This is a genomic window from Pseudomonas sp. KnCO4 (genome assembly GCF_045344305.1).
Taxonomy (GTDB): domain Bacteria; phylum Pseudomonadota; class Gammaproteobacteria; order Pseudomonadales; family Pseudomonadaceae; genus Aquipseudomonas; species Aquipseudomonas anuradhapurensis.
Map to the genome: position 1 here is coordinate 1,269,586 of NZ_CP174199.1, position 23,665 is coordinate 1,293,250.

Here is a 23,665-nt window from a genome sequence, read left to right on the forward strand (position 1 = left end):
CCGCCTGGCCGTAGACCCAAGACGGATGACTATGAACCCGAATTTTCTCGATTTCGAACAGCCGATTGCCGACCTGCAAGCCAAGATCGAAGGCCTGCGCCTGGTAGGCAACGACAACTCGCTGAACATCAGCGATGAAATTGCCCGTCTGCAAGACAAGAGCAACACCCTGACCGAAAGCATCTTCGGCAACCTGACCAGCTGGCAGATCGCCCGCCTGGCCCGTCATCCACGTCGTCCTTACACCCTGGACTACCTGGAGCACATCTTCACCGAGTTCGAAGAACTGCACGGCGACCGCCACTTCTCCGACGACGCCGCCATCGTTGGTGGTACCGCCCGCCTGGACGGCAAGCCGGTCATGGTCATCGGTCACCAGAAAGGCCGTGAAGTCCGCGAGAAGGTGCGCCGCAACTTCGGCATGCCACGCCCTGAAGGCTATCGCAAGGCCTGCCGCCTGATGGAAATGGCCGAGCGCTTCAAGATGCCGATCCTGACCTTCATCGACACCCCGGGCGCCTACCCGGGCATCGATGCCGAGGAGCGCAACCAGAGCGAGGCCATCGCCTGGAACCTGCGCGTGATGGCGCGCCTGAAGACGCCAATCATCGCCACCGTGATCGGTGAGGGTGGTTCCGGCGGCGCGCTGGCCATCGGCGTGTGCGACCAGCTGAACATGCTGCAGTACTCCACCTACTCGGTGATTTCGCCGGAAGGCTGTGCCTCGATCCTGTGGAAGACCGCCGATAAGGCAGCTGACGCGGCCGAGGCCATGGGCATCACCGCCGAGCGCCTGAAGAGCCTGAACATCGTCGACAAGGTCATCCAGGAGCCGCTGGGCGGCGCCCACCGTGACCCGGCCAAGATGTCGGAAAGCATCCGTGCCGACCTGGTGCAGCAGCTGGACATGCTCGGCAAGCTCGACCACGACGCGCTGCTGGCCCGTCGTTACGAGCGCCTGATGAGCTACGGCGTCTGATAGATCCCCGGGGCCGCTCTGCGGCCCTTGTGGGAGCGGGTTCACCCGCGAAGAAGGCGACGCGGTGCTTGGCACCGGCTGCGCCGGTGTTCGCGGGTAAACCCGCTCCCACAGGGTTCTCGGTTTTCCCAAGCCATGTGAGGCCCCAATGATCAACCTCACCCCCTGGCTCAACGCCCGCACCTGGTACGTCGCCTTCTCCGGCGGCCTCGACTCCACCGTCCTCCTGCACCTGCTGGCCGACCACGCCCGCAACCACGCCGCGCCCGCGCTGCGCGCCATCCACATTCACCACGGCCTGCAGCCTGCCGCTGACGCCTGGCCTGCACACTGCCAATCGGTCTGCGACACGCTCGCTATCCCGCTTCAGGTCATTCACGTCCAGGTCAGCCCTGGCGCCAGCCTCGAGCAGGCCGCCCGCGCCGCCCGCTATGCCGCCTTCCGCCAGCTGCTGGGCCCGGGCGATGTCCTGTTCACCGGCCAGCACCGCGACGACCAGGCGGAAACCTTGCTGTTCCGCCTGTTGCGCGGTGCCGGCCTGCGTGGCCTGGCGGCGATGCCGGGGCAGCGCGGACTAGGGCAGGGCAGCCTGGCCAGGCCTTTGCTCGGGCGCTCCCGGCAACAGTTGCACGATTACGCCCAGGCCCATCAGTTGGCCTGGATCGAAGACCCCTCCAACGCCGATACGCGATTCGCCCGTAACTACCTGCGCGGCGAGGTGTTCCCGCACTTGCAGCAACGCTGGCCGCAGGCCAGCCAGAACCTCGCCCGCGCCGCCGAGCACCTCGGCGAAGCGCTGGGCCTGCTGGACGAGCTGGCTCAGGGCGACCTGGTGCTTGCACAGGAGGGCACTCCGCTGGCCTGGCCCGGGCTCGACTCCCTCGACCTGGCCGCCCTGGTTGCGCTGTCGCCAGCCCGCCAACGCAATGCCTTGCAGTACTGGCTGAGCCGGCGTACCCGTTTGCCCGACAGCCGACACTGGGCCGGTTGGGCCGACCTGCGCGATGCCGCCGCCGATGCCCAGCCGGTGTGGCGGCTGGGCGATGGACAACTGCTGCGCAGCCATGGGCGCATCTGGTGGTTGAGCGGCGACTGGCTGCGACTGCCTGGCGCAGGGGCGGCGTGGCCCGACCCCAGCGAGCCCCTGCGGCTAGCGGGTAACGGCAGTGTGCGGCTGCTCGGCGCAGCACCGGCGACGGGCTTGCGCATTGCCTACCGCCAGGGCGGCGAAGTGCTGGACATTCCCGGCCGCGGCCGACGCGAGCTCAAGCGCCTGCTCAACGAGCTGCAGGTGCCGCACTTCCTGCGCCCGCGCCTGCCATTGCTGTACCACGGCGAGCGCCTGTTGGCGCTGGCCAACCTGCCCGGGCTGGTACAGGCGGATTGCCAGCTGGACTGGCAGTTGCCGACGAACGCGCAAGGTTTGAGCTGAAGGGTACATTCGGGTAGACTACCCTCCCTTCTTGATACAGCTTCTGTGGGTTCCGCGAAAACACAGGAGTTGCCGATTACCAAGCAGTTTTTTGCTGGGCTGATTCTGAAAATGACGAGCGAGCTCCATGCCGGGGATACCCCTGGTCTGTACAGACGCGGCAGTTTTTCGAGATGCACTGTGATTGACGCAGGTGATCGGGGGCTTCGGCCTTCCTTCGCTTTCTCCGGCGGCGCTGGCCGCCTTAACGCAGACTTCTAGGGTTTTTCATGACGCGCTACATATTCGTCACGGGCGGTGTTGTTTCTTCATTGGGGAAAGGCATTGCCTCGGCTTCCCTGGCGGCCATCCTGGAAGCGCGGGGCCTGAAGGTCACCATGCTCAAGCTGGATCCGTACATCAACGTCGATCCGGGCACCATGAGCCCGTTCCAGCATGGTGAAGTGTTCGTCACCCACGATGGCGCCGAAACCGACCTCGACCTGGGCCACTACGAGCGGTTCATCCGCACCACCATGACCCAGAACAACAACTTCACCACCGGCCGCATCTACGAGCACGTGCTGCGCAAGGAGCGTCGTGGTGACTACCTGGGCGCGACCATCCAGGTCATTCCGCACATCACCGACGAAATCAAGCGTCGCATCATCAAGGGCGCCGGCGATGCCGACGTGGCCCTGGTGGAGATCGGCGGTACCGTGGGCGACATCGAATCGCAACCGTTCCTCGAGGCCATCCGCCAGCTGCGCGTCGAAGTGGGCTCCAAGCGCGCCATGCTGATGCACCTGACCCTGGTCCCGTACATCGCCACCGCTGGCGAGACCAAGACCAAGCCGACCCAGCACTCGGTCAAGGAGCTGCGCTCCATCGGCCTGCAGCCTGACGTGCTGATCTGCCGTTCCGACCACCCGGTCGATGCCTCGTCGCGTCGCAAGATCGCGCTGTTCACCAACGTTGAAGAGCGTGCGGTGATTTCGCTGGAAGACGTCGACACCATCTACAAGATCCCGGGCGTACTGCATGCACAGGGCCTGGACGACTTCGTCGTCGAGCGCTTCGGCCTGCAGTGCAACGGCGCCGACCTGTCCGAGTGGGACAAGGTGGTCGATGCCAAGCTCAACCCCGAGCACGAAGTGACCATCGCCATGGTCGGCAAGTACATGGAGCTGCTGGATGCCTACAAGTCGCTGATCGAAGCGATGAGCCACGCCGGCATCACCAACCGCACCAAGGTCAACCTGCGCTACATCGACTCGGAAGACATCGAGAACCAGGGCACCAGCTTGCTCGAAGGTGCCGATGCCATCCTGGTGCCGGGCGGTTTCGGCCTGCGCGGCGTGGAAGGCAAGATCACCGCGGTGCAGTACGCCCGTGAGAACAAGGTGCCGTACCTGGGTATCTGCCTGGGCATGCAGGTCGCCGTGATCGAATTCGCCCGCAACGTGATGGGCTGGAAAGACGCCAACTCCACCGAGTTCGACCGCAACAGCGGCCACCCGGTGGTCGGCCTGATCACCGAGTGGGCCGATGCCACCGGTGCCGTCGAGACCCGCAGCGAAGCCTCCGACCTGGGCGGCACCATGCGCCTGGGCGCACAGGACTGCCAGCTGGTTGCCGGTTCCAAGGTGCACGACTGCTACGGCAAGGACGTGATCACCGAGCGTCACCGTCACCGCTACGAAGTGAACAACAACCTGCTGCCGCAACTGGTCGACGCCGGCCTGGTGGTGTCCGGCCGTTCCGAAGACGGTGCGCTGGTGGAAGTGGTCGAGTCCAAGGATCACCCATGGTTCGTCGCCTGCCAGTTCCACCCGGAATTCACCTCGACCCCGCGTGACGGCCACCCGCTGTTCAGCGGTTTCGTCAAGGCAGCCCTGGCTCAGAAGAACAAGGCCTGATCAATGACCCAGAAGATCATTCGCGTCGGTAACATCGAGATCGCCAACGACAAGCCGTTCGTCCTGTTCGGCGGCATGAACGTCCTGGAGTCCCGTGACCTGGCAATGAAGGTCTGCGAAGAGTACGTGCGGGTTACCGAGAAGCTCGGTATCCCCTACGTGTTCAAGGCCAGCTTCGACAAGGCCAACCGTTCGTCGGTAACCTCCTACCGCGGCCCGGGCATGGAAGAAGGCTTGAAGATCTTCGAAGAGATCAAGCGCACCTTCAACGTGCCGGTCATCACCGACGTGCACGAGCCCTACCAGGCCGAGCCGGTGGCCAAGGTGTGCGACATCATCCAGCTGCCGGCCTTCCTGTCGCGGCAGACCGACCTGGTTGTGGCCATGGCCCGCACCGGCGCGGTCATCAACATCAAGAAGGCGCAGTTCCTCGCCCCCCAGGAAATGAAACACATCCTGACCAAGTGCGAAGAAGCCGGTAACGACCAGCTGATCCTCTGCGAGCGTGGTTCGAGCTTCGGCTACAACAACCTGGTGGTGGACATGCTCGGCTTCGGCATCATGAAGCAGTTCGAGTACCCGGTGTTCTTCGATGTGACCCACGCCCTGCAGATGCCCGGCGGTCGTGCCGACTCCGCCGGTGGCCGTCGCGCCCAGGTCACCGACCTGGCCAAGGCCGGCATGAGCCAGGGCCTGGCCGGGCTGTTCCTCGAAGCCCACCCCGATCCGGACAACGCCAAGTGCGATGGTCCTTGCGCCCTGCGCCTGGACAAACTGGAGCCGTTCCTGGCCCAGCTCAAGCAACTGGATGACCTGGTGAAAAGTTTTCCGACGGTAGAAACCGCGTAAAGCTCGATTCTCGGGTAAAGTACCGTCCGATCCACCCCTGACCACTCGGTCAGGGGTTCCCTTCACGGGGCCTGCCCACTGCAAGACCGCCCGGTGAACGGCAAGATTTCCCAAGCTAAGTTGTTTTCGTCAATTCTGGAGTGCTTACAACAATGGCAAAAATCGTCGACATCAAAGGTCGTGAAGTTCTCGATTCGCGTGGCAACCCCACCGTAGAAGCCGATGTACTGCTCGACAACGGCATCATCGGTAGCGCTTGCGCGCCGTCCGGTGCTTCCACTGGCTCGCGCGAAGCGCTGGAGCTGCGTGATGGCGACAAGAGCCGTTACCTGGGCAAGGGCGTGCTGAAGGCCGTCGCCAACATCAACGGCCCGATCCGTGACCTGCTGCTGGGCAAGGACCCTGCCGACCAGAAGGCCCTGGACCGCGCCATGATCGAACTGGACGGTACCGAGAACAAGGCCAAGCTGGGCGCCAACGCCATCCTGGCCGTTTCCCTGGCTGCCGCCAAGGCTGCTGCCCAGGACCTGGACCTGCCGCTGTACGCGCACATCGCCAACCTGAACGGCACCCCAGGCCAGTACTCGATGCCGGTACCGATGATGAACATCATCAACGGCGGCGAGCACGCCGACAACAACGTCGACATCCAGGAGTTCATGGTTCAGCCGGTTGGCGCCAAGACCTTCTCCGACGGCCTGCGCATGGGTACCGAGATCTTCCACCACCTCAAAGCCGTGCTGAAGGCCCGTGGCCTGAACACCGCCGTGGGTGACGAAGGTGGTTTCGCGCCTAACCTGGCTTCCAACGAAGACGCCCTGGGCGCCATCGCCGAAGCAGTCGAGAAAGCCGGCTACAAGCTCGGTACCGACGTGACCCTGGCCCTGGACTGCGCGGCTTCGGAATTCTACGAAGACGGCAAGTACAACCTGTCCGGCGAAGGCAAGTCGTTCGACGCCGAAGGCTTCGCCGAGTACCTGAAAGGCCTGACCGAGCGCTTCCCGATCATCTCGATCGAAGACGGCCTGGACGAGTCCGACTGGGCTGGCTGGAAGATCCTCACCGACAAGATCGGCGCCAAGGTGCAACTGGTGGGCGACGACCTGTTCGTGACCAACACCAAGATCCTCAAGGAAGGCATCGAGAAGGGCATCGGTAACTCGATCCTGATCAAGTTCAACCAGATCGGCTCGCTGACCGAAACCCTGGAAGCCATCCAGATGGCCAAGGCTGCTGGCTACACCGCGGTGATTTCGCACCGTTCCGGTGAAACCGAAGACTCGACCATCGCCGACCTGGCGGTTGGTACTGCTGCTGGCCAGATCAAGACCGGCTCGCTGTGCCGTTCCGACCGCGTTTCCAAGTACAACCAGCTGCTGCGTATCGAAGAGCAACTGGGTGCCAAGGCGGTTTACCGTGGTCGTGCCGAGTTTCGCGGCTAAGCAAGAGATGGTAAAAAGACAGCAGCCGGAGTTGTAGGGGCTTTCATACTGAAATTCCTACGTTCCAACGGGTTTCTGTCGACGAAGCCTGGCCTCGGCCAGGCTTCGTGCTATTCGAGACCCCGAGTTGAACATTCTGCGACGGTCTTTTTTAACCTGGATACCTAGATGCGCAGTCCTTATTGGTTGTTTCTTGTCCTGCTCCTGCTGCTGGGTGGCCTGCAGTACCGCCTGTGGGTGGGTAATGGCAGCCTGGCGCAAGTGACCGAGCTGAAGCAGCAGATCGCCGAGCAGCATGCCGAGAACGAGCGCCTGCTTGAGCGAAACCGCGTGCTCGACGCCGAAGTGCTGGAGCTGAAAAAAGGCATGGAGACCGTTGAAGAACGGGCTCGCCACGAATTGGGAATGGTCAAAGAGGGCGAAACCCTCTTCCAGTTGCCACAGAAATGATCGATACGTTACCGGCCTTCTGGGCCGTTATTCCTGCTGCGGGCGTCGGTGCCCGCATGGCTGCCGACCGCCCCAAGCAATACCTGGAGCTGGCCGGGCAGACCCTCCTCGAGCACAGCCTCGACTGTTTTCTTGGCCACCCAACGCTCACCGGCGTGGTGGTCAGTATTGCCGAACACGACCCCTACTGGCCGACCCTGCGCTGCGCCAGCGACCCGCGTATCCGTCGCGCGGCGGGTGGCCGTGAGCGTGCCGACTCGGTACTCAATGCCTTGCTGATGCTGCATGCCGAGGGGGCTGCGGACAGCGACTGGGTGCTGGTGCACGATGCTGCTCGGCCGAACCTGGCGCGCAGCGACCTCGACAAACTGCTGGCGGAACTGGCGGACGACCCGGTGGGCGGCCTGCTGGCGGTGCCGGCGCGCGATACCCTCAAGCGGGCCGATGCCAACGGGCGGGTCAGTGCCACGGTTGACCGCAGTACCATCTGGCAGGCCTACACGCCACAGATGTTCCGCCTGGGCGCGCTGCACCGGGCGCTGGCCGAGTGCCTGGTGTCGGATGTGCTGGTGACCGACGAGGCCTCGGCCATCGAATGGTCCGGCCAGGCGCCAAGGCTGGTGGAAGGGCGCAGTGACAACATCAAGGTGACCCGCCCGGAAGACCTCGAGTGGTTGCGCCAGCGTTGGGCCGGGCGGCGTTGAAGCTTTAATCCAGCACGGTCTCTTCGCGGGCTTGCCCGCTCCCACAGGTACTGCGCATACCTTCAGGCTGGCGCTGTACCTGTGGGAGCGGGCAAGCCCGCGAAGAGGCCAGTACAGGCAGCGCATTCCTTCAGCCGAGACGATACTCCGGCAACCCCGCCAAGCCTTCCTTCAGGTAGTCCACCAACCGCCGCACCTTCGGCGACAGGTGCCGCTGCTGCGGATACAGCGCCCATACTGCCGTGTTCGGCGGCTGGTGCGCTTCCAGCAATGACACCAGGGCACCACTGTTCAGGTGCTCCAGCACGTAGTAATCCGGCAGCTGGCACAAGCCCATGCCCTGCAACGCCGCATCCAGCACGGCCTGCCCGCTGTTGCAGCGCCAGTTGCCCTGCACCCTCTGGCTGATTTCGCGGCCATCCTGCTGCAGCGCCCACAGGTCCGAACTGCCCACCAGGCAGTTGTGCCGTGCCAGCTCCGACAGGCTGTGAGGCCGCCCATAACGTTCCAGGTAGGCCGGCGAGGCGCACAGGTACATGCGCCGTGGCGCCAGGCGGGTGGCCACCAGCCGTGAGTCGGCCAGCCGGCCCAGGCGGATGGCCAGGTCCATGCCTTCGTGGACCAGGTCGAGGGTGTGGTTGCTCAGTTCCACGTCCACCCGCAATTGCGGGTACTGCGCCATGAACCGGGTCACCAGCGGCACGATGAAGCGCTCGCCATAGGCCACCGCGCAGGTCATGCGCAACAAGCCCTTGGGCTCGCTGGCCAGGTCACCCATGGCGCGCAGGGCTTCCTCGCGGCCATCCTGCAGGCGCTGGCAGTGCTGCAGAAAGGTCTGCCCGGCTTCGCTCAGGGTCACCCGCCGGGTACTGCGGTACAGCAAGCGGGTCTGCAGGCGTTCTTCCAGCCGGGCAATCTGCCGGCTGACATGCGACGAAGAAACCCCCAGGCGTTCGGCGGCCGCCGTGAACTGGCCGGTTTCTGCCACGGCGACGAATTCGTCGATGCCTTCCCAGCGGCTGCTCATGGATTATCCCTGTACGGCAATAATGTTTTGTCTTTGCCCGGATTATTCCTCAAATGGCTGTGAATTACACTGCCAGACTGAATCGACCCTCTGTCTGGAGACCTTTGATGATCAAGTCCCGTGCTGCCGTAGCCTTCGAAGCCAAGAAACCCCTGGAAATCGTCGAAGTCGACGTGGCCATGCCCAAGGCCGGCGAAGTGCTGCTGCGGGTAGTCGCCAGCGGTGTCTGCCACACCGATGCCTACACCCTGTCCGGTGCTGATCCAGAAGGTATCTTCCCGTCGATCCTGGGCCACGAAGGTGGCGCGATCGTCGAGGCGGTAGGCGAAGGCGTGACTTCGGTCGCCGTCGGTGACCACGTCATCCCGCTGTACACCCCGGAATGCGGCAAGTGCAAGTTCTGCCTCTCGGGCAAGACCAACTTGTGCCAGGCCATTCGCGCCACTCAGGGCAAGGGCCTGATGCCGGATGGCACCACGCGCTTCTCCTACAAAGGCCAGCAGCTGTTCCACTACATGGGTACCTCGACCTTCTCCGAGTACACCGTGCTGCCAGAAATTTCCGTGGCCAAGATCCAGAAAGAAGCGCCACTGGAAAAGGTCTGCCTGCTCGGTTGCGGCGTCACCACCGGTATCGGCGCGGTGCTCAATACCGCCAAGGTCAAGCCAGGTGACACCGTGGCCATCTTCGGCCTGGGCGGTATCGGCCTGTCGGCCGTGATCGGCGCGGTGAAGGCCAAGGCCTCGCGGATCATCGCCATCGACATCAACCCGGCCAAGTTCGAGATCGCCCGCCAGCTGGGGGCCACCGACTGCATCAACCCGAAAGACTACGACCGCCCGATCCAGGAAGTGATTGTCGACCTCACCGACGGCGGCGTGGACTTCTCCTTCGAGTGCATCGGCAACGTGCAGCTCATGCGTGCGGCACTGGAGTGCTGCCACAAGGGCTGGGGCGAGTCGGTGATCATCGGTGTGGCCGGTGCCGGCCAGGAAATCGCCACCCGTCCGTTCCAGCTGGTCACCGGTCGCGTCTGGCGCGGTTCGGCGTTCGGTGGCGTACGTGGCCGCAGCGAACTGCCAAGCTACGTGGAGATGTCCGAGAAGGGCGAGATCCCGCTGGACACCTTCATCACCCACACCATGGGCCTGGAAGACATCAACAAGGCCTTCGACCTGATGCACGAAGGCAAGAGCATCCGCAGCGTGATCCACTTCTGAGGTACGCCATGAGCCTGGATAACATCTCCTGCCAGAAGAGCTTCGGCGGCTGGCACAAGCGTTACCGGCATCACTCCAAGGTGCTGGGCTGTGACATGGTGTTCGCCGTGTACCTGCCACCGCAGGCCGAGCAGGGCGAGAAGCTGCCGGTGCTGTATTGGCTCAGTGGCCTCACCTGCACCGACGAGAACTTCATGCAGAAGGCCGGCGCCCAGCGCCTGGCCGCCGAGCTGGGGTTGATCATCGTCGCGCCGGATACCAGCCCGCGTGGCGAGCAGGTGCCGGGCGATCCTGACGGCGCCTGGGATTTCGGCCTGGGGGCCGGCTTCTACCTCAACGCCACCCAGCAACCCTGGGCGCAGCACTACCGCATGCACGACTACGTGGTAGAGGAGCTGCCGGCACTGATCGAGGCACACTTCCCGGCATCGGCCGAGCGCAGCATCAGTGGCCATTCAATGGGCGGGCATGGCGCGCTGGTGTGCGCCTTGCGCAACCCGGGGCGGTACCGCTCGGTGTCGGCGTTCTCGCCGATCAGCAACCCGATGGATTGCCCATGGGGCGAGAAGGCTTTCAGCCGTTACCTGGGTGAAGACCGCGCGCGCTGGCGCGAATGGGACGCCAGCGTGCTGCTGGCCGAAACCCCGGCGGGCGAGTGCCCACCGCTGTTGGTCGACCAGGGTGACCGGGACGACTTCCTCGACAAGCAGCTCAAGCCTGAGGCGCTGGAGCAGGCGGCACGCAAAGGCGGGCATGAACTGACCCTGCGCCTGCAGCCGGGTTATGACCATAGCTACTACTTCATTGCCAGCTTTATCGAGGAGCACCTGCGCCATCATGCGGTGGCGCTGGGGCGGGTATAGCCGTCGCTGGGGCCGCGCCTACATGGCGGCCCCAATAACGGCTAAAGCAGGTAGAATCACGCCCTGACTCATTCAGGGCGTTTTTCTATGCGTATTGGCCACGGCTTCGATGTGCACCGTTTCTGCGACGGTGATTTCATTACCCTGGGCGGGGTGCGTATCCCCCACAAATACGGCCTCCTGGCCCACTCCGATGGCGACGTGCTGCTGCATGCCCTGAGCGATGCCTTGCTGGGCGCGGCAGCGCTGGGTGACATCGGCAAACACTTCCCCGACACCGACCCGCAGTACAAGGGCGCCGATAGCCGCGCGCTGCTGCGCCATGTGGTCGGCATCGTCCTGGCCAAAGGCTGGAAGGTCGGCAATATCGACGCGACCATCGTCGCCCAGGCGCCAAAGATGGCCCCACACATCGAGACCATGCGCCAGCGCATCGCCGAAGACCTGCAGGTCGAACTCGACCAGGTCAACGTCAAGGCCACCACCACGGAAAAACTGGGCTTCACCGGCCGCGAGGAGGGTATCGCCGTGCATGCGGTTGCCCTGCTGCTGCCAGCATGACCGAACTGCAACTGCTGGGCCCGCGTGCATCGGGCGAACCCTTGGGCAGCGCTGTACTCAAGGCGGTGGCCGAAGATTTCCAGGTCGACGAAGTGCTGGATATTCCGTTGTCGGGGCAGGGCGAGCACTTGTGGTTGTGGGTCGAAAAGCGTGACCTCAACACCGAAGAAGCCGCCCGCCGCCTGGCGCGCGCTGCCGGCGTGCCGGTGCGCAGCATCAGCTATGCCGGGCTCAAGGACCGCCAGGCGCTGACCCGCCAGTGGTTCAGCCTGCACCTGCCGGGCAAGGCCGACCCGGACCTGTCGCGTGCCGAGGATGCCAGCCTGCGTGTGCTCAAGCAGGTGCGCCACCAGCGCAAGCTGCAGCGTGGCGCGCATTCGGCCAACGGCTTCACCCTGCGCCTGACCGCCCTTGCTGCCGACCACCAGGCGGTGGACGCGCGCCTGGAACAGCTCAAGCAGCACGGGGTGCCCAATTATTTCGGCAGCCAGCGCTTTGGCCACGCCGGCGGCAATGTCTACGACGCCCTCGACTGGGCCGCGCGCAAGGCCCTGCCCGAACAGCGCAACGTACGTTCGCGGCTACTGTCGGCCGGGCGCAGCTACCTGTTCAACCAGCTGTTGGCCGCCCGTGTCGCCGATGGCAGCTGGGCACGGGCGCAGGTGGGCGACCTGCTGGCTTTCACCGACAGCCGCAGTTTCTTCCCGGCGGGGGAGGCCGAATGTGCCGACCCGCGCCTGGCGATCCTGGACCTGCACCCGACCGGCCCGCTGTGGGGCGCGGGCGATTCGCCAGCCGGCGCAGCCACCGGGCAGCTGGAAAACGCCATCGGCGCACGCCAGCCGGCACTGTGCCAGTGGTTGGCCCAGGCGGGCATGGATCACGAACGGCGCATTCTGCGGCTCCCTATTGGCGGCCTGACGTGGCATTATCCCGAGCCTGATATCCTGCAACTGGAATTCGTCCTTCCGGCCGGATGCTTCGCCACCGTGGTGGTGCGCGAAGTCGTGGATCTGGTGTCGGCAGGGCAGACGGACAGCCCATGCGTATTCTGATTTCGAACGACGACGGTGTTACCGCACCCGGCATCGCCGCGCTGCACGCTGCGCTGGCGGATTACGCCGAGTGCACGGTGATCGCCCCGGATCAAGACAAGAGCGGCGCCAGCAGTTCGCTGACGCTGGACCGGCCACTGCACCCGCAGACCTTGGCCAATGGCTTCATCAGCCTCAACGGCACGCCGACCGACTGCGTGCACCTGGGGCTCAACGGGCTGTTGCCGCAGGCGCCGGACATGGTCGTGTCGGGGATCAACCTGGGTGCCAACCTGGGTGACGACGTGCTCTATTCGGGCACGGTTGCCGCTGCCCTGGAAGGCCGCTTCCTCGGCGGGACCTCGCTGGCATTCTCGCTGCTGTCGCGCCAGCCGGACAACCTGCCGACCGCCGCCCATATCGCCCGCCGCCTGGTCGAGGCGCAGTCGCGCCTGGCCTTGCCGCCGCGCACCGTGCTCAACGTCAACATCCCCAACCTGCCGCTGGAACACATTCGTGGCATCCAGCTCACCCGCCTCGGTCACCGGGCGCGGGCGGCGGCGCCGACCAAGGTGGTCAACCCGCGCGGCAAGGAAGGCTACTGGATCGCTGTGGCCGGGGATGCCGAGGACGGTGGCCCGGGCACCGATTTCCACGCCGTGATGCAAGGCTACGTGTCGATCACCCCGCTGCAGCTCGATCGCACCTTCAGTGATGCCTTCGAGCAGCTCGATGGTTGGCTGGAGGGCCTGCTCTGATGCGCGAGGACGATATGCTGCGGCGTGGCATCGGCATGACTTCCCAGCGGACCCGGGAGCGCTTGATCCAGCGCCTGTGCGAAGAGGGCGTCTCCAACAGCAAGGTGCTCGACGTGATTCGTCGCACCCCGCGCCACCTGTTCGTCGACGAGGCACTGGCGCATCGGGCCTACGAAGACACCGCACTGCCGATCGGCCATAACCAGACCATTTCCCAGCCGTTCATGGTCGCCCACATGAGCGAACTGCTGCTCGAGGCCGGGCCACTGGACAAGGTGCTGGAGATCGGCACTGGCTCGGGCTACCAGACCGCGATCCTGGCCCAGCTGGTCGAGCGGGTGTTCTCGGTGGAGCGCATCAAGGTCTTGCAGGACCGGGCCAAGGAGCGCCTGGTGGAACTGAACCTGCGCAACGTGGTTTTCCGCTGGGGCGACGGTTGCGAGGGCTGGCCGGCGCTGGCACCGTACAACGGCATCATCGTCACTGCCGTGGCGCCGGAAGTCCCGCAGGCACTGCTCGACCAGCTGGCACCGGGCGGGCGCATGGTCATCCCGGTGGGGCCAGCCGGCGAAACGCAGCAACTGATGCTGATCGTGCGCGAGGAGCATGGCTTCTCCCGCCGCGTGCTGGGGGCCGTGCGCTTCGTGCCGCTGCTCAACGGCCCGCTGGCCTGAGCGCTGCGGGCACGCGCCAGCGGTATTTTTGCGCTGCTGGCGAATTCCTGTTGCTTCACCCTGTCTATCTGGCGGGGTGAAGCGCTGGCGCACAGTTTGCGCCGTAGCGTTGCAGCAGCCATACGGCCTGCCTGCCAAGAGCGGCCGGCTTGGTTATAATTGCAACATTATTGCATTTCTTGTCTTCATATCGTTTTCGGCACCATGAGGGGAGCGCGGGTGGGTCACACAGTCATTCGGCAGCGCAAGGACGGGTCGGGTTTCACGCTTCTGGTGATTGCACTGGCCATGAGTACGCTACTGGTGGGTTGTTCGAGCACCAGCAGCAACAGCGCGCGGGTGGTCGACCGCAACAACACCGTAGCCAAGCGCCCTGCGGTTACCTCCGGGCAGTACATCGTCAAGCCGGGCGATACGCTGTTCTCCATCGCCTTCCGCTATGGTTGGGACTACAAGGAGCTGGCCGCACGTAACGGCATCGCGGCGCCTTACACCATTCGCCCGGGGCAAGCGATTCGTTTCAGCAGCGGTGCGTCCGGCAGTACCACGGTGGTATCCAGCCCCTCGTCGTCAAGCAAGACCACGGTCATCCGGCGGCCTGCCGGCAGCACCGCCACGGCACCTGCCAGCCCTGGCAAACCGGCCGCGCCGGCAGCCTCCAGCAGCGCCCCGGTGGTCGCCAGCGTGCCCGCTGCGGAGCGTGCGGTGGGCGGTTGGACCTGGCCAGCCAATGGTGTGCTGATTGGAAAATTCGCTTCAAACGGTAGTTTGAATAAAGGCATTGATATCGCCGGTGATTTGGGACAGCCTGTTTTTGCTGCGTCTGATGGTGCAGTGGTCTACGCCGGGAGTGGGCTGCGGGGCTACGGCGAGCTGATCATCATCAAGCACAGCGACACCTACGTCAGTGCCTACGGTCATAACCGCAGGCTGTTGGTTCGGGAGGGGCAGCAGGTCAAGGCAGGGCAGTCGATTGCTGAAATGGGGTCCACGGGCACAGATCGGGTGAAGCTGCATTTCGAGATTCGCCGCCAGGGCAAACCCGTCGATCCGCTCCAGTTCCTGCCACGTCGTTGACTGTTGTACCTAGCCTGTTCCGCTGATGTAGAGGGGACAGGCTCCAGCGCTGCCAGGGAGAAAGGTGCCGCTCGAGTCTGAGTTCGAACTCAGCAAAGGACTATAACAATGGCTCTCAGTAAAGAAGTGCCGGAGTTTGACATCGACGATGACGTCCTCCTGATGGAGACGGGCATCGTTTTGGAAACGGATGTGGTGTCAGACGAACCTGCTGTATCTTCGGTTCGGACGAGGGCCAAATCGGGCTCTTCGCTCAAGCAACACAAGTACATCGATTACAGCCGGGCGCTCGATGCTACCCAGCTGTATCTCAACGAGATCGGATTCTCGCCTCTGCTTTCGCCGGAAGAGGAAGTGCACTTTGCGCGCCTGTCGCAAAAGGGCGACCCTGCCGGCCGCAAGCGCATGATCGAAAGCAACCTGCGCCTGGTTGTGAAAATCGCTCGTCGTTACGTGAACCGCGGCCTGTCGCTGCTCGACCTGATCGAGGAGGGCAACCTTGGGCTGATTCGTGCGGTCGAGAAGTTCGACCCGGAACGCGGTTTCCGTTTCTCGACCTATGCGACCTGGTGGATTCGCCAGACCATCGAACGGGCGATCATGAACCAGACCCGCACCATTCGCCTGCCGATCCACGTGGTCAAGGAACTGAACGTTTACCTGCGCGCTGCCCGCGAACTGACGCAGAAACTCGACCACGAGCCGTCGCCGGAAGAAATCGCCACGCTGCTGGAAAAGCCGGTCGGCGAGGTCAAGCGCATGCTGGGCCTGAACGAGCGGGTGTCTTCGGTGGATGTGTCGCTTGGCCCGGACTCGGACAAGACCCTGCTCGATACCCTGACCGACGACCGCCCGACCGACCCCTGCGAGCTGTTGCAGGATGACGACCTGTCGCAGAGCATCGACCAGTGGCTGGGCGAGCTGACTGACAAGCAGCGTGAGGTGGTCGTGCGGCGCTTTGGCCTGCGCGGGCATGAAAGCAGCACGCTCGAGGATGTCGGCCTGGAAATCGGCCTGACCCGTGAACGGGTGCGGCAGATCCAGGTAGAAGGGCTCAAGCGCCTGCGCGAGATCCTTGAGAAGAACGGGCTGTCCAGCGAGTCGCTATTCCAATAGTAGCGAAGGCCTGCAGCATGAAACGCCCCGATGACCTCGGGGCGTTTTTGTTTGTTTGCGCTGGGGCGCCAGGTGCGGGGACCAGTAACATTATGTACAGCGCTACCCTGATAACAGTGCGTGTAAGCCTTTGCTTACTTCTTTTGTAAGCCTTCTACGCAGCCGCCGGTAAATCATTGCCGCTCCCAAAAAACGTAAATTCCCAACTCATTGAAACTGCTGATTTATTTGGGCGTTAGGAATTGTGTCCTTGGCAACACTCTGTGAGATTTCGCAGTTGCCGGCCCGGCTCAAGCCGCTAGTATTCGAACTGTGCACAGGGACATGCACAGGCTTTCAGGATGAAGGCCAAGGACATCGCAAGAAGCGATTTCATCAGGATGATGTCAGGGACAAGCAGGGACTACGGAAAAAAATGTGGGCGGGTCAAACCGCCCCTTTTTTTTGCCTGCGGAAAAGCAAAAAAGGCCCCGAGGGGCCTTTTTCGTATCGGCGCCATCAGCGCTCGAGGTGTTCGATCTTGCCGGGCTTGCCATCCCACTCTTCAGCGTCTGGCAGAGCGTCCTTACGCTCGGTGATGTTCGGCCAGATTTCCGCCAGTTCGGCGTTCAGCTCGATGAAGTTTTCCATGCCCGCTGGCACTTCGTCTTCCGAGAAAATGGCTTGTGCCGGGCATTCCGGTTCGCACAGGGCGCAGTCGATGCACTCGTCCGGGTGAATGACCAGGAAGTTCGGGCCTTCGTAGAAGCAGTCCACCGGACAGACTTCCACGCAGTCGGTGTATTTGCATTTGATGCAGTTGTCGGTGACGACGAAGGTCATTTCTAGTTCTCTCCTCAGGCGACGGCGGCGGCCCTTCCTCTCAGGGCCGCGCGGTTTACAGGCATGTGGCTGCAGGCCAGGCTAATAACCTGCAGCACCAGCAAACCGCGGCGGATTCTACCAGCTTGTAGTGGGCGCCGTTATAACAGGTTCTTTAGTTGATATAGCGTTTCGATAGCTTGACGCGGGGTCATGTCGTCCAGTTGCAGCTTGCCCAGCTTCTCGATGGCCGGGTGTGGCAGGCTGGCGAACAGGTCGCTCTGGTGCGGTACCTGTGGCACATCCTTGGCCTTGTGGGCCGGCGGTTGTTCATGCGGCAGGCTGGTGGTTTCCAGGCGTGCCAGGTGTTCGCGGGCCCGCTGGATGACGGCCGTCGGTACGCCTGCCAGCTGGGCCACGGCCAGGCCGTAGCTTTGGCTGGCCGGGCCGGGCAGCACATGGTGCAGGAACACGATGCGTTCATTGTGCTCGGTGGCGTTCAGGTGCACGTTGGCCACCAGCGGCTCGCTTTCGGGCAGCACGGTGAGCTCGAAGTAGTGCGTGGCGAACAGCGTGTAGGCGCGCAGCTGGGCCAGCCGCTCGGCGGCAGCCCAGGCCAGCGACAGGCCGTCGAAGGTACTGGTGCCGCGGCCCACTTCGTCCATCAGCACCAGGCTGCGGTCGGTAGCGTTGTGCAGGATGTTGGCGGTTTCGCTCATTTCGACCATGAAGGTCGAGCGCCCGCCGGCCAAGTCGTCGCTGGAGCCGATACGGGTGAAGATGCGGTCGACCAGCGACAGTTCGCAACTGGCTGCCGGCACGAAGCTGCCAATATGCGCCAGCAGCACGATCAGGGCGGTCTGGCGCATGTAGGTGGACTTACCGCCCATGTTCGGGCCGGTGATGATCAGCATGCGCGTGTTGTCGTCCAGGCCCAGGTCGTTGGCCACGAACGGCGTGGTCAGTACCTGTTCCACCACCGGGTGGCGGCCTTGCTCGATGCGCAGGCACGGCTCGTCGACGAAGCGCGGGCAATTCAGGTCGAGGTTCAGCGCACGTTCGGCCAGGTTGCTGAGCACGTCCAGTTCAGCCAGTGCGGCGGCGCTGTCCTGCAGCGGCGCCAGGTGGCTGATCAGGGTTTCCAGCAAGCTGTCGTAGAGCATCTTCTCGCGGGCCAGCGCGCGGCTTTTGGCCGACAGCGCCTTGTCCTCGAACGCCTTCAGCTCCGGGGTGATGAAGCGCTCGGCACCCTTGAGGGTCTGCCGGCGGATATAGTCGCCTGGCGCCTGCTCCGCCTGTTTGGTCGGCAGCTCGATGAAATAGCCATGCACGCGGTTGTAGCCGACCTTGAGGTTGGCCAGGCCGGTGCGGGCCTTTTCCCGGGCTTCCAGGTCGATCAGGAACTGGCCGGCGTTCTCGCTGATCGCCAGCAACTCGTCCAGCTCGTTGTCATAGCCGGGCTTGAGCACGCCGCCGTCGCGGATCACCGCCGGCGGGTTGTCGATGATCGCCCGCTCCAGCAGGCTGGCCAGCTCCGGGTAGGTACCGGTAATGGCGGCCAGGCGCGCCAGGTGCGGCGCCTCCAGCTCGGCCATGGCGTTTTGCAGCTCGGGCAGTGCACCCAGCGCATCGCGCAGGCGTGCCAGGTCGCGTGGGCGGGCGTTGCGCAGGCCGATACGGGCGAGGATCCGCTCGATATCGCCAATTTCCTTGAGTTGCGGCTGCAGCTTCTCGAAGCGGTAGCCGTCGAGCAGGCAGCGGATCGAGTCCTGGCGCGCCTGCAGCACCTTGAGGTCGCGCAACGGGCGGTTCAGCCAGCGGCTCAGCAGGCGGCTGGCCATGGCGGTCTGGCAGCGGTCGATGACCGACTGCAGGGTGTTGTCACGCCCGCCGGCGAGGTTGATGTCCAGCTCCAGGTTGCGGCGGCTGGCGCCGTCGAGGATGACCGTGTCGTCCAGCCGTTCGTGGCGCAGGCTGCGCAGGTGTGGCAGGGCAGTGCGCTGGGTTTCCTTGGCGTAGATCAACAGACAGCCGGCGGCGCCGATGGCCAGGGTCAGCTTGTCGCAGCCAAAGCCCTTGAGGTCCTTGGTCGCGAACTGCTGGCACAGGGCCTTGCGCGCCGAGTCGCGGTCGAAGTCCCACGGTGCACGGCGACGGGCACCTGGGCGCTTTTCCGCCGGCAGGTCGCGCGGCCAGTCGTCAGGGATCAGCAGCTCGACCGGGTTGAGGCGCTCGAGTTCGGCCAGCAGGTTTTCCCAGCCCTTGATCTCCTGCACGCTGAAGTTGCCGCTGGTGATGTCCAGCACTGCCAGGCCGAACAGGCGTTCGTCGCCCAGCAGCGCGGCGATCAGGTTGTCGCGGCGCTCGTCGAGCAGGGCCTCGTCGCTGACCGTACCGGGGGTGATGATACGCACCACCTGGCGCTCCACCGGGCCCTTGCTGGTGGCCGGGTCGCCAATCTGCTCGCAGATCACCACCGATTCGCCGAGCTTGACCAGCTTGGCCAGGTAGCCCTCCAGCGAATGGAACGGAATCCCGCACATGGGAATCGACTGGCCGGCCGACTGACCGCGCGCGGTCAGGGTGATGTCCAGCAGTTTCGCGGCCTTTTTCGCGTCTTCGTAGAAGATTTCGTAGAAGTCGCCCATACGGTAGAACATCAGCTGGTCCGGGTGCTGGTTCTTCAGCTTCCAGTACTGCTGCATCATCGGGGTGTGTGCGGAAAGATCGGACATTCAGGGCCTTACAGCGGGTGATCTGGTTGGCGTTGGTGAAACCGGCAATGGTACAGGCTTTTTCGCGCAGATGCAGGCGCGGCGCTGCAGGTCTGATCACGCTGCGGTGTGCATTGCATTTCCTCGCGCATGCCTGCATTATGCATGCTATGCAAAAACGCAACGTAGCCTCCGTACTCAGAGAACTGCTCGACCGCCACGGCCTGTCCCCGACGGAGCTGTACCGGCGCACGGGTGTTCCTCAATCCACCTTGTCGCGGATTCTCGGCGGCAAGATCGTCGACCCCTCCGACAAGCATGTGTCGAAGATCGCCGAGTATTTCGGCGTGAGCACCGAGCAATTGCGTGGCCGCGCCGCGCTTGGCGAGTCTCGCGAGGCCGCGCTGCCGGCTCACGGCCATGCCGACCTCAGCGACATCAGCCTGTGGGACGATGAAACCCCCGTCGAGGATGACGAGGTGTCGGTACCTTTCCTTCGCGAGGTCGAATTGGCAGCAGGATCAGGAAGATTCGTCATTGAAGAAAGCGAGCACGCGCGCCTGCGCTTCGGCAAGCGCAGCCTGCGCCACAATGGCGTGCAGTTCGACCAGGCCAAGTGCGTGACCGTGCGCGGCAACAGCATGTTGCCGGTGCTGCGTGACGGTGCGACGGTCGGGGTGAATACCGGCAAGTGCTCGATCGGCGACATCATCGATGGCGACCTCTATGCCATCAATCACAACGGCCAGTTGCGGGTGAAGCAGGTCTATCGCCTGCCTACCGGTATCCGCCTGCGCAGTTTCAACCGCGACGAACACCCGGACGAGGACTACAGCTTCCAGCAGATGCAGGACGAGCAGATCAGCTTGCTCGGGCATGTATTCTGGTGGGGCATGTACGCTCGCTGACAACCCCGCTTTACCAAAACCCGCTTCGGCGGGTTTTTTTTCGCCTTTGGAAAAGTCCTACAAGCCAGGACGTGCATGGCTTGCATGCATTTCAGCAAAAACCTCCGCATAGAAATTTTCAGAAATGCATTGACTGCATATGCACAAATGCATAGCCTGTGTCTCAAGCCGGATGTAAACCGGTTGTTACACAGGCAGCGATGGACAGGCCTCAACTGTCCAGAGGGTTGGCAACTGGCCCGGGTGTGCAGCGTAAAGCACCACGATCAGTTATCCGGCGGGCAGGTGGCCGCGGTCGGAGTCATCAATCAGCAGCGGAACCGCGCGGCGTCACCAGTCGTGGCCGGCGGTTCGCCAACGCATTACTGAAAAGCCTGGCGAGCCGGGCTTTTTGGAATGCCGAGGTGTTCAAGGCAAAGCATCCATAACCGACCTGTTGGCCTGCGCCAACAGGCATTACACAGGAGACAGGACAGTGACGAACGAGCAACAGGCGTTACTCGAGATGCCGCTCTGGCTGGTAATCGTCCTGGCATTGCTGGGCGGTCTGAGCGGCGAAATGTGGCGGGCCGACAAGGCCGGCGCCACGGGTTGGTCGCTGCTGCGACGGCTGTTGTTGCGCTCCGGGGCCTGCATGGCCTGCGGGGTGTCGACGGTGATGCTGTTGTATGCCGGCGGCCTGTCGATCTGGGCGGCCAGTGCATTGGGTTGCATGACAGCGGTAGGCGGCGCCGATGTTGCCATGCGTCTTTATGAACGCTGGGCAACCCGGCGTCTGGGCCTGCGCGACAGCACACAGCGTGACGAGCGTTAAGGAGGAATACGCATGAGCGAACTGGCCACTTTACATGGCGCAGTGACGGCAACCATCCGTGAGGCAATGCCGGAGTTGGCATCGGTAGATGCCTATACCGCAGTAGGAAATGTCCCCGAACGGCCTTCGCTGCGCCACGGCATCGTCCGCATGACGGCGGATGCGGCCCCGCGGGACGGCCGCTCGGTGTTGATTGCCACGTTCGAGGCGGATATCACCGCCGACAGCGCCAACCCAGAAGCGCGGCTGCAGGGCAGCCTGCTGGCCGCGCAACTGATGGACCTGCTGCGCCAGCAGCATTGGGCACTGGATTTCGTCGAAGCCAGCCGCAACCTGCAGGCGCAGTTCCAGGGCAACGCCTGGACCGTGCGCTGGGACCAGCCGGTGCTGCTCGGCGAGCCGCGCTGGAACTGGCCGGACCAGCCGCCCGGGAGCCTGGCATTGGGCTTCGCACCCGATATCGGCCTGGGTAACGAAGCGCACTATGTGGCCCCGGAGGATCTCTCATGAGCTACGTCAGCGCCATGCATGACCGCATGCTGGCGTGCATGGTGATTCCCTGCCGGGTGGTCGCCCTGGACCTTGCCGCGGCGCGGGTCCGGGTGTCCGACGGCAGCGGCTGGACCAGCGCCTGGCTGCGCTGGCACGCCCAGGCGGCCGGCCAGGCCAGGCACTGGCGGGCACCCAGCCTGGGCGAGCAGGGCGTGCTGCTCAGCCCCAGTGGCGAGCCGGCCCAGGGCACCTTCCTGCCCGGCCTGTATGGCAATGCCGGTGGCGCAGCGGACAACCGCGGGCACACCGAGGTCTGGCGTTTCGCCGACGGCGGTTCGCTCAGCTACGACTGGCAGGCCAGCCACTACGACATCCAGCTACCGGCTGGCAGCGCGACCATCAAGGTCGGCGCCGCCACGCTGCAGGTCAGTGACGGTGCGATCAGCCTGCAGGCCGCCGCGATCAACCTTTCCGGCAACGTCACGGTCGATGGCCCGCTGCAGGTCAGCGGCGATATCAACGGCGGCGGGCGGATCATCGACACCGCCGGCAACACGGCCAACCACAAACACTGAACCAAGCCCGCCCATGCGGGCTTTTTCATACCAGGAGAATGCCATGCATACCCATGAACAGGGCGGTGCACCATGATCGGCATGGACCGCCGCACCGGCCAGCCACTGGCCGGCATCGATCATCTGCGCCAGTCCATCGAAGACATCCTCGGCACACCGCTGGGCAGCCGGCGCATGCGCCCGGAATACGGCAGCCAGCTGCGGCGTTTCGTCGACCTGCCGGTCAACGAGGGCTGGAAGAGCGCCGTGCAGGCCGAAGTGGCGCGCGCGCTGGGCCGCTGGGAGCCGCGCCTGCAGCTGCAGCGGGTCCGGGTGGTCGCCGTGCTCGACGGCCAGGTCAGCCTGGCGCTCAGCGGCCGCTACCTGGGCGACGAAGCGCTGCTGGAGGTGAACGTATGAGCCAGGTCGACCTGTCGAAACTGCCCACCCCGCAGCTGCTGGAGGACCTGGACTACGAAGCGCTCTACCAGGCCGATCTGGACACCTTCCGGGATTACCTGGGCGACGCCTGGACCGCCAGCCTGGAAAGCGACCCGGTCACCAAGCTGCTCGAGGTCGGCGCCTACCGCAAGCTGCTCAACCGGGCGCGCATCAACGATGCCGCCAAGGCACTGCTGCTGGCCTATGCCCAGGGCAGCGACCTTGACCAGCTGGCGGCCAATGTCGGCCTGCAGCGCCTGGTGATCCAGGCCGAGGACCTGGCCAGCGTCCCGCCGGTCGAGGCGCTGCTGGAGGCGGACGATGCCCTGCGTGAGCGGGTGCAACTGGTTTATGAAGGCCTGACCACGGCCGGCCCGCGCAACAGCTACATCCTGCATGCCCGCAACGCTTCGGGCCAGGTGGCTGACGCCACCGCCGAAAGCCCGTCGCCGGCCGTGGTGGATGTCACCGTGCTGAGCCTGGAGGGTAACGGCGAAGCCAGTGCCGAGCTGCTGGCGCAGGTAGCGGCTTACCTCAACGACGACGATATCCGCCCGGTTGCCGACCGGGTCAACGTACGCAGCGCCGAAGTACTGCCATACCGCATCGATGCCGTGCTGTACCTGGCCGACAGCGGCCCCGAGTACGAAGCGATTCTCGCCGAGTGCCAACGCCGCCTGCAGGCCTGGATCAACCCGCGCCGACGCCTGGGGGTGGAAGTGGCACGCTCTGGCATCGATGCGCAACTGCACATCGATGGGGTCAGCCGGGTCGAGTTGAATGGCTGGGCCGACATCCGCCCGAGCAAGGCGCAGGCGGCCTGGTGCAGCGGCTTCACCCTGAAGCGGGGGAACTGA

The 23,665-nt window shown here is 64.1% G+C and carries 24 protein-coding genes; 21 read left to right on the forward strand and 3 right to left on the reverse strand.

Annotated elements, in window-relative coordinates:
* Positions 1–31 precede the first annotated feature (31 nt).
* From ACJA3S_RS05870 to ispD, 7 genes are all read left to right on the forward strand, one after another.
* Positions 32–979, forward strand: coding sequence for an acetyl-CoA carboxylase carboxyl transferase subunit alpha (locus ACJA3S_RS05870; RefSeq protein WP_170028658.1), 948 nt, complete (start codon positions 32–34; stop codon positions 977–979).
* A 148-nt stretch (positions 980–1,127) separates the two neighbouring features.
* On the forward strand, positions 1,128–2,411 hold the full coding sequence (tilS, locus tag ACJA3S_RS05875; protein ID WP_406821140.1) for a tRNA lysidine(34) synthetase TilS: 1,284 nt from the start codon (positions 1,128–1,130) through the stop codon (positions 2,409–2,411).
* A 269-nt stretch (positions 2,412–2,680) separates the two neighbouring features.
* Entirely contained in the window at positions 2,681–4,309 is a 1,629-nt protein-coding gene (locus ACJA3S_RS05880) for a CTP synthase (protein ID WP_170028660.1), read from the forward strand.
* A gap of 3 nt (positions 4,310–4,312) precedes the next feature.
* Positions 4,313–5,158 (forward strand): 3-deoxy-8-phosphooctulonate synthase, encoded by an 846-nt coding sequence (gene kdsA, locus ACJA3S_RS05885; protein ID WP_170028661.1) that lies wholly within the window; start codon positions 4,313–4,315, stop codon positions 5,156–5,158.
* Positions 5,159–5,310: 152 nt separating this feature from the next.
* Positions 5,311–6,600 carry a phosphopyruvate hydratase gene (gene eno / locus ACJA3S_RS05890; RefSeq protein WP_170028662.1) on the forward strand — a complete coding sequence of 430 codons (1,290 nt, stop codon included), beginning with the start codon at positions 5,311–5,313 and terminating at the stop codon, positions 6,598–6,600.
* Between the two features lie 168 nt (positions 6,601–6,768).
* A complete protein-coding gene (ftsB, locus tag ACJA3S_RS05895) occupies positions 6,769–7,050 on the forward strand; it encodes a cell division protein FtsB (RefSeq protein WP_004375443.1) in 282 nt (93 codons plus the stop codon).
* Positions 7,047–7,754 carry a 2-C-methyl-D-erythritol 4-phosphate cytidylyltransferase gene (gene ispD / locus ACJA3S_RS05900; protein WP_406821141.1) on the forward strand — a complete coding sequence of 236 codons (708 nt, stop codon included), beginning with the start codon at positions 7,047–7,049 and terminating at the stop codon, positions 7,752–7,754. The genes ftsB and ispD overlap by 4 nt, the downstream gene beginning before the upstream one ends.
* Positions 7,755–7,884: 130 nt before the next feature.
* Here the strand turns inward: ispD and ACJA3S_RS05905 are convergent, their stop codons facing one another.
* The gene (locus tag ACJA3S_RS05905) at positions 7,885–8,781 is read right to left on the reverse strand and encodes a LysR substrate-binding domain-containing protein (RefSeq protein WP_170028664.1); all 897 of its coding nucleotides are present in this window, start codon (positions 8,779–8,781) and stop codon (positions 7,885–7,887) included.
* A gap of 107 nt (positions 8,782–8,888) precedes the next feature.
* Here ACJA3S_RS05905 and ACJA3S_RS05910 point away from each other — a divergent pair, with 107 nt between their 5' ends.
* The 8 genes from ACJA3S_RS05910 to rpoS all read left to right on the forward strand — a co-directional run bounded on the left by ACJA3S_RS05910 (position 8,889) and on the right by rpoS (position 16,084).
* Positions 8,889–10,001, forward strand: coding sequence for an S-(hydroxymethyl)glutathione dehydrogenase/class III alcohol dehydrogenase (locus ACJA3S_RS05910; protein ID WP_016712915.1), 1,113 nt, complete (start codon positions 8,889–8,891; stop codon positions 9,999–10,001).
* A gap of 8 nt (positions 10,002–10,009) precedes the next feature.
* Positions 10,010–10,864, forward strand: a complete 855-nt coding sequence (gene fghA, locus ACJA3S_RS05915) for an S-formylglutathione hydrolase (RefSeq protein ID WP_406821142.1) — start codon at positions 10,010–10,012, stop codon at positions 10,862–10,864.
* A gap of 87 nt (positions 10,865–10,951) precedes the next feature.
* Entirely contained in the window at positions 10,952–11,425 is a 474-nt protein-coding gene (ispF, locus tag ACJA3S_RS05920; protein ID WP_170028666.1) for a 2-C-methyl-D-erythritol 2,4-cyclodiphosphate synthase, read from the forward strand.
* Complete coding sequence (gene truD, locus ACJA3S_RS05925; RefSeq protein WP_406821143.1) at positions 11,422–12,480, forward strand: tRNA pseudouridine(13) synthase TruD; 1,059 nt, start codon at positions 11,422–11,424, stop codon at positions 12,478–12,480. Before ispF ends, truD begins: the two co-directional genes overlap by 4 nt.
* Entirely contained in the window at positions 12,468–13,217 is a 750-nt protein-coding gene (gene surE, locus ACJA3S_RS05930; protein WP_170028668.1) for a 5'/3'-nucleotidase SurE, read from the forward strand. The genes truD and surE overlap by 13 nt, the downstream gene beginning before the upstream one ends.
* A gap of 35 nt (positions 13,218–13,252) precedes the next feature.
* Complete coding sequence (locus tag ACJA3S_RS05935) at positions 13,253–13,891, forward strand: protein-L-isoaspartate(D-aspartate) O-methyltransferase (RefSeq protein ID WP_170034070.1); 639 nt, start codon at positions 13,253–13,255, stop codon at positions 13,889–13,891.
* A 219-nt stretch (positions 13,892–14,110) separates the two neighbouring features.
* Positions 14,111–14,968, forward strand: a complete 858-nt coding sequence (locus ACJA3S_RS05940; RefSeq protein WP_406822212.1) for a peptidoglycan DD-metalloendopeptidase family protein — start codon at positions 14,111–14,113, stop codon at positions 14,966–14,968.
* 108 nt (positions 14,969–15,076) lie between these two features.
* On the forward strand, positions 15,077–16,084 hold the full coding sequence (rpoS, locus tag ACJA3S_RS05945; RefSeq protein WP_170028669.1) for an RNA polymerase sigma factor RpoS: 1,008 nt from the start codon (positions 15,077–15,079) through the stop codon (positions 16,082–16,084).
* A gap of 498 nt (positions 16,085–16,582) precedes the next feature.
* Here rpoS and fdxA read toward each other — a convergent pair whose 3' ends face one another.
* On the reverse strand, positions 16,583–16,906 hold the full coding sequence (fdxA, locus tag ACJA3S_RS05950; RefSeq protein WP_406821144.1) for a ferredoxin FdxA: 324 nt from the start codon (positions 16,904–16,906) through the stop codon (positions 16,583–16,585).
* A gap of 140 nt (positions 16,907–17,046) precedes the next feature.
* Complete coding sequence (mutS, locus tag ACJA3S_RS05955) at positions 17,047–19,620, reverse strand: DNA mismatch repair protein MutS (protein ID WP_406821145.1); 2,574 nt, start codon at positions 19,618–19,620, stop codon at positions 17,047–17,049.
* A gap of 149 nt (positions 19,621–19,769) precedes the next feature.
* Between mutS and ACJA3S_RS05960 the strand changes: the two genes are divergently transcribed.
* The 6 genes from ACJA3S_RS05960 to ACJA3S_RS05985 all read left to right on the forward strand — a co-directional run bounded on the left by ACJA3S_RS05960 (position 19,770) and on the right by ACJA3S_RS05985 (position 23,665).
* The gene (locus tag ACJA3S_RS05960) at positions 19,770–20,507 is read left to right on the forward strand and encodes a S24 family peptidase (protein ID WP_406821146.1); all 738 of its coding nucleotides are present in this window, start codon (positions 19,770–19,772) and stop codon (positions 20,505–20,507) included.
* A 475-nt stretch (positions 20,508–20,982) separates the two neighbouring features.
* A complete protein-coding gene (locus ACJA3S_RS05965; protein ID WP_170028673.1) occupies positions 20,983–21,321 on the forward strand; it encodes a phage holin family protein in 339 nt (112 codons plus the stop codon).
* 12 nt (positions 21,322–21,333) lie between these two features.
* Entirely contained in the window at positions 21,334–21,831 is a 498-nt protein-coding gene (locus ACJA3S_RS05970) for a hypothetical protein (protein ID WP_186679167.1), read from the forward strand.
* Positions 21,828–22,388 carry a phage baseplate assembly protein V gene (locus ACJA3S_RS05975; protein WP_170028675.1) on the forward strand — a complete coding sequence of 187 codons (561 nt, stop codon included), beginning with the start codon at positions 21,828–21,830 and terminating at the stop codon, positions 22,386–22,388. Before ACJA3S_RS05970 ends, ACJA3S_RS05975 begins: the two co-directional genes overlap by 4 nt.
* 72 nt (positions 22,389–22,460) lie before the next feature.
* A complete protein-coding gene (locus ACJA3S_RS05980) occupies positions 22,461–22,787 on the forward strand; it encodes a GPW/gp25 family protein (RefSeq protein WP_170028676.1) in 327 nt (108 codons plus the stop codon).
* Positions 22,784–23,665, forward strand: a complete 882-nt coding sequence (locus tag ACJA3S_RS05985) for a baseplate J/gp47 family protein (RefSeq protein ID WP_406821147.1) — start codon at positions 22,784–22,786, stop codon at positions 23,663–23,665. The genes ACJA3S_RS05980 and ACJA3S_RS05985 overlap by 4 nt, the downstream gene beginning before the upstream one ends.